The following is a 6224-nucleotide window of genomic DNA, read 5'->3' as shown; positions in this document are numbered from 1 at the left end:
ATTTAGCGCCCTGGAGCTTATCGCGACCATGCACCTGATAACTGAGCACCCCAAGCAGCTTCATTAAGCCGATATAACATCGAAATACATGATGAATACATGCCTTACCGCGACGCTGCTTTTGCACCGATGTACCCGGCAATACCATCAGAATCGGCGCCAACAGCAATGAAATAAATACGCTGCCCAGCCCAAATAAAAAGAAACTTAATGCTGTGGCAAATAAACGCCAGCTGCGGTCAAGAAATGCTGTCATTGTCTGGCATCCACCGCCAAGTGCCAATTTGCCTGATTAACGTTCATCATCAGGCTGCCTTTTTCATCCATCAATACCTTGATGAATTGAAATATCTCCTGATAAGTACTGAGCTCAGAACACGCTTGTGTCGTTGGCTGTAAAGTTAAATTTGCCTTAGCATCATCAGAACGACTCACCACGAAGGCTAATGCCAGTGGAAATGGCACACTCAGCTCATAGGGCTGATACAGGGCGGGTAACGGAATATCATAAACAACACAGAAAACACGCTCATGTCTCTCAAGTTGTGCGGCAGCCTCAAACAAGGTTTGCAATAGCAGACCATTCATTGCTGAAATGGCCGTTATCGGTGATTTATCTTTGCGGGCAATGGAAATGATTCCGGCCACCGCGTTATGCACGGCTAAACTGAAACCTGTGGGTGAAATCGGCTGATCCCTGGCGATTTCTTCAAGTAACGACAACGTTAAACCGGTATCACCATGCCGTGACGCAAAAATACCCGGCATAGATTGGTTTTCTGCCAACACATTCAACGTGGAGGCTGCGGCATATTTACCCAGCGTGGTAAAACGCCGACGCAGCAAAGCCGGTATCTGTTTTAAAGCCGGAGAAGTTTCTGCAGGGCCATCATCTGATGAGCTATCAAACCATGCTTGCCATGACGCTTTAGTATCCAGTCCCGGAGCCAATGCTGACCAGGTTTCCAGATTAAGGCTTACCACTGCATACACTCATTAACTGTCATTTTCAGGGCTCCAAGATCCATCTCGGCTCTTTTAGTTTAAATCATCGAACGAGGGATTTTACTTTGCCAAGGTGTTTATGCAAGTCTAATCTGCCATTGAGCACCCAACCCGACTCGCCTATACTTGCCGCTTTCGTACTATCTACATGGAGGTAACATTGTGAAACACCTGTTAATTTTATTAACCGCATCTGTTCTTATTTTTTCTACTCAGGCTCACAGTCGGGATACACAACATATGCTGTCAATCGAAGCAGCAATGAACTCGGCAGATTTTAAAGAAAAACTCGATCCCAATATTCGTTTTTATTTTGGCAATCAGCCACACCCGGAAATAGAAAAATCGTTTGGCAAATTTGTCAGCAATAAAAAAACCAACGCGTTCGGTAAGTCTGATGAAGCGGCTTGTGAATGGGTATTGCTCAGCGCAATGCTTTCATTGCAGGACAGAGTGAAAGCCGAGGGTGGTAACGCGGTCATCAATATCAACAGCTATTACAAAAAAAATACGGTCAGCAGTGAAACCGAATATGAATGTCATGCAGGTGCCATTATGGCTGGTGTCGCTCTGCAAGGTGAAGTGGTCAGAATTGCCGAATAAGTCATCCGAATTCCCTCAACTTTGGTTCGCCAGAGTTGAGGAATCGTCAGTACAACAAGAACAGACATGCAAACGTTTGTTATCGATATCTGAATACAAACGCTTTAAATTAATCAAATCTACATTCAAACAACGACAATATTTATTGAGCCGATGGCTGATACGTTATGCGTTATCCAATGCGTATAACCAGCCCGTGGATTATTGGAATATTGAAGAAAAGGCCGGTAAATTTCCCGTCATTCATAACCTTCCCGTTACCACTTATTTAAGTCTTTCCCATAGTCATGACAGAGTGGTGGTCACCATCTCAAATTCCGCCATTGGCGTAGATATTGAAAAAATTGTCCCGCGGAACAACATGGCTGCAATGGCTGAATTATTTATGTCTCCAGATGAACTGGAATTATTTCACCAACATGCAAATCCAGCGTTATATTTCTATCAAACCTGGTGTATCAAAGAAGCCTATTTCAAATCAATGTCCTCTATAGAACAGCAAAATGTAACGCTGCGAAAAATTGATTCGACATTGATTTGTTCAGAGGAAAAAGGCGGCATGGTCGTCAAAACCCTATTGGCTGAGTATATGCTTGCAGTTTACGGTGAAAAAAATCAGCGCACGATCCAGTGCTATGCTCTTAATGAGCACGATGCAGCTTATGCCGCTTTTAATAATAACGATAAACTTACCTTTAACTATCTGGAAGTGGTTCTCTAAACCGTTTCATTATCGACCAACTCTGCTTGAGGCATACTGAAATACGCCCCTTGAGAAAAGTCGATACCCAACGCCTGAACCTGATTTTGTACGGCTTCACAGTGAACAAATTCCGCGACGGTTTTGATGCCAAGGCTACGGGCAAACTGCACTACACCTCGGGTCACAACGATAGCCGATTGATCTTCATTAAGGTTTTTTATCAGGCTGCCGTCGATTTTAATCAAATCCACATTTAAACGGAGCAGGTGCTCGAAGTTGGAGTAGCCGCTGCCAAAATCATCAATGGCAATTTTGCAGCCAAAGCTTTTCGCCTTATCAATAAACTGACGGACTTCGTTGTAGTTATCGATCCCATCGGACTCAAGGATTTCAAAAATCAATCGTTCACCAACGTGATAGGTTTTGAGCTTCTCGAAAATAAACTGTATGAGTTCCGTATCCAGTAAATCACGATAGGACAGATTGATGGAGAATTCGTAGTTGAGCTTGGCAAATTTCTGAAATGACTTTTCCACCATTACCCGGGTGAGCAGGCTATCCAGTCGTAATTTACTGGCCACTGGCAAAAAAACACCCGGACTAATCACTTCGTTATCGGGGTCAATCATTCTGATCAGGCATTCATATTTGCTTATTTGGCCATTTTGATTATCAATGATTGGTTGAAACCAGGGAACAATACGATCCTGTTGTAATGCCTGTTTTAGTTGTCTGGCCCAGAACAGGTTTTGCTCATACACCCGTTCAACATCTTGCTTACTGTTATAAATCGCATAGTGTCGTGACGTGTGGCGGGCAATTTTTAACGCCGCTGTGGCATGACTGATGACGATATCAGGTGAGTTATCATTGATTGCCCCAGCATCATGTTGACTTGCAGCACCTATGGTTGCGGTGATGCTGATATCCTGATCCTGCCATTGCAGGTGCTGTTCTTGCAGAAAGTCACTTAATTGTCTCAGGAATCCGGTGAGGAATTCCTTAGACCATGCAAAACCCAACAGAACAAATTCGTCACCGGATAACCGATAAAGTCTGGCGTTATCGGCATGATTGTAGTCACGACAAAATGCAGCAATACTCTCTGTCAGGCTTTGCAATACGGCATCACCACAATCATTACCGAAGATACTGTTTAACTCCCGGAATCGATCAATATTCACCAGTATTAAGGTGTTTTTACGCTGATGCTCCAAATCCAATAATAATCTTGCCCGGTTTGGCAAGCCTGTCAGCTGGTCTGTATAGGAAGCCTGCAATTCCTGCATCAGCAATGCAATGCGGTAAACCAGATAAGCCGACAAAAGCAAGATCACAATACTGGTTGCAATCAGGATGCGTTGATTAATAACTCGCATCGGTGCAATAACCGCATCAATTTCATTTTTTGGAACACCCACTGCAAACAACATCTGTGCCGGCGTGGTCGCGGCATAGAGTACATATTCGTTATCATCAACCGTAAACTGATGGGTTTGCAAAAGTGCTTTTTGCTGACTCGTTTGAAGCCGTGAAATAGCGTTATTGAATTGCAGCTCAATAAACTCCTGACTCATTACCGAATCGATGATTTTCTGAGCATAGCGTTCATTATTCAATCTGCTCAAACTGGACAGTTTGCGTTTATTTTTATCGATTAATAAGGCAAAGGTATTCGGGGTGATACTGACCTGACTCACCAGATCAACAATCTGATCTGCTTCCCAGTCTGTTGTTGCATAACCAACAACTTGCTGTTGACTGTTCAAGACAGGTTTGATCAACGTTAACACGGCACTGTCTGTTATTTCGTTGTAATAGGCGGGCGTCCAATAGATTTCATCACGTTGGATATCAACATCCTCTACAGCCGCCATGTCCGTCAGGTTGAACCAGTGTTGTTGCTCAAAACTTAAAAGCTGTGAGTTCGACTCCGTTAACACTTCTATGCTGGCTGTTTGATCACGAAATGCATAGCGTGAAATCGGCTTTGCACCCTGACTGACGTGTTCGGGTAAAAACCAGATACCCACAGCGGAAGTGTTCTTAAAGTCATTCAGCTTTGCCTGTAACATCACACTTAATTCTGTATTGAACACCTGTGAATTACGCTGGGAGGCAAATAACTCGGCAAACAAACTGCCAATACGTGCTAAATCGGTGGTGTCACGCTCTAAGGTGCTTTGGGTTTGTACAATTTGGTTCAGATTATTGAAAAAAGTCTCTTCAATCTGCTTCTGGCGAACCTCGCCAATCGTATCTTCCGAATAATTCAGATTCAGTGAAGATAAAATCCACATGCCGGCAATAAACAGAATGACCAGCATAAACAACATCCACAGGATGAGTTTTTTTGAAGAGTCCACTAATAGCGAGCGAAGCATCAGTTAGCGGCCGTTTTATACAAACAGCCCATTAATTCTGGCCTTCCAGAATACGATGAATTTGCTGACGGGCGAGATTAATGGCATTAGCACTCACCTGGGGGCGAAGGTTTTCAGCGAGTTTTTCTGCTTCAGTTGCCCCCTGTTGCTGGGCCACTTCATACCAGACTACGGCTTTGGCTTTATCTTCTGTAAGTCCGCTTTGCTGCAGCCGCCGTCCCATTAATAATGACGAGTCTGCATATCCAGCACGAGCAGCCTGTATCAGCCACGCTTCGCCTTTTTTAACATTAGACGGATTTGCCGTTTGCTGCACCAGCAGGCTTCCCAGCGAATGCTTTGCCGGAACATGTTTATTTAATGCTGCACGCTGATACCAACTGGTTGCCAGCTCAGTATTCTGCTGAGTGCCTTTACCGGCCTCATAAAATAAACCAAGCATATATTGAGCATCCGCATAATCATCCTGTCCGGCTTTCTCAAACCAACTGAAAGCAGCTTGATCGTTCTGCTTCACCCCCAATCCCAAGGCATAGAGTTCACCGAGCAGATAACGGGCCCGAGGAGAGTGTTGCTCTACTTTTTCCGCCCATTGCCGTGACTGCGTATACTCCGCCAGGGCTTTATGTATAAGTGCCATATTTAACTGTGAACGCACATCTCCCTTATTCGCTGGCGACAGGCATGCCTGTTTGGCCTCAGGGAAATTGCTGATGTTCGTCAGCAAATAACAATCATTTAATTGCTGTTTATTGACATTTGAAACAATGGCTTCGTCCAGCACGACTGTCTCATTTTCATTAGGTGGCGGGGGCTCAGCCTGAGTGGTTTTTTGCGTTAATTCATTGGCTTTGGCCAATCTTAATGCAAACGCTTCAACATCTTTCGGGCAGGAATAATTGTATCCGGCTTTATAAAGCGTCAATGATTCCTGGGTAAGTGGGCGCGTGGCATAATTTTCGGCAATTTTCTGGCAGCGATCTTTACGTTCTGCATTCACTTTGCGAAGCGCTTCTGCCCGGCTCTCATCTTCAATGTGAAGATTAAGATAATCTGTAAGTGGATCGATATAAGGTTGAGCGAACAGGGCTTCTATTTCTGCATCATAATTTGCCGTCGCTCTTTCAGTGGTTTTTGCTATCCACTCTTTGGACTGCGCAAAGATATCCTTTGGCTGATACCCGGTGCAGCCATAAAGCATACTGCTTAAAAGCAGGGATAATGCCAGTCGTTGCAATTTAAACCTTCAACATCAAATTAGAATGTATCTCACAAGATTAATCTAATTTTGGGTAAATTTCCTTTATTTGTCATCAGCCGTTTGGGATGACTCAACAGTCGTTTAATGAATAAAGCACTCGCGCCGGGGAATCAGCATCAGGGGGATTGCAAAAAAACCTCATCGCCAAGACGAATCACCGCACTTTGTTTGATTGCACCATAAATACCCAGATTTTGATCGGCTTTTTGTACGATGGTTCGTAAAATACTGGTATCAGATTCCAGTGACTGCTGCGATCGGGTCACCG

6 protein-coding genes are annotated in these 6224 nt (G+C 44.2%); 2 read left to right on the top strand and 4 right to left on the bottom strand.

Features of this window, described 5'->3' with window-relative positions; all coding sequences use genetic code 11:
• Both B3O33_RS09085 and B3O33_RS09080 read right to left on the bottom strand, forming a co-directional pair.
• Window positions 1-256, bottom strand: a 256-nt coding sequence (locus B3O33_RS09085) for a hypothetical protein (protein ID WP_349676314.1), incomplete at its 3' end; no start/stop codon positions are given.
• The gene (locus tag B3O33_RS09080) at window positions 253-984 is read right to left on the bottom strand and encodes a beta-ketoacyl synthase chain length factor (protein WP_292360811.1); all 732 of its coding nucleotides are present in this window, start codon (window positions 982-984) and stop codon (window positions 253-255) included. The genes B3O33_RS09085 and B3O33_RS09080, both read right to left, overlap by 4 nt.
• Before the next feature lie 183 nt (window positions 985-1167).
• On the opposite strand from B3O33_RS09080, the gene B3O33_RS09075 reads away from it, so the two are divergent.
• Together B3O33_RS09075 and B3O33_RS09070 are read left to right on the top strand one after the other, a co-directional pair.
• The gene (locus B3O33_RS09075) at window positions 1168-1608 is read left to right on the top strand and encodes a hypothetical protein (protein ID WP_292360813.1); all 441 of its coding nucleotides are present in this window, start codon (window positions 1168-1170) and stop codon (window positions 1606-1608) included.
• The gene (locus B3O33_RS09070) at window positions 1583-2329 is read left to right on the top strand and encodes a 4'-phosphopantetheinyl transferase superfamily protein (RefSeq protein ID WP_292363470.1); all 747 of its coding nucleotides are present in this window, start codon (window positions 1583-1585) and stop codon (window positions 2327-2329) included. Before B3O33_RS09075 ends, B3O33_RS09070 begins: the two co-directional genes overlap by 26 nt.
• On the opposite strand, the gene B3O33_RS09065 is transcribed toward B3O33_RS09070, so the two are convergent.
• On the bottom strand, window positions 2326-4695 hold the full coding sequence (locus B3O33_RS09065) for an EAL domain-containing protein (protein WP_292360817.1): 2370 nt from the start codon (window positions 4693-4695) through the stop codon (window positions 2326-2328). The two genes, B3O33_RS09070 and B3O33_RS09065, sit on opposite strands and share 4 nt — an antisense overlap.
• A gap of 31 nt (window positions 4696-4726) precedes the next feature.
• Window positions 4727-5932, bottom strand: coding sequence for a tetratricopeptide repeat protein (locus tag B3O33_RS09060; protein ID WP_292360819.1), 1206 nt, complete (start codon window positions 5930-5932; stop codon window positions 4727-4729).
• Between the last annotated feature and the right edge of the window lie 292 nt (window positions 5933-6224).

This window comes from Methylophaga sp. UBA1464 (assembly GCF_002325665.1).
In the GTDB taxonomy this organism is placed as follows: Bacteria; Pseudomonadota; Gammaproteobacteria; order Nitrosococcales; family Methylophagaceae; genus Methylophaga.
Note: the sequence above shows the minus strand (reverse complement) of the source record. Positions and strands in the feature narration are given on the sequence as shown.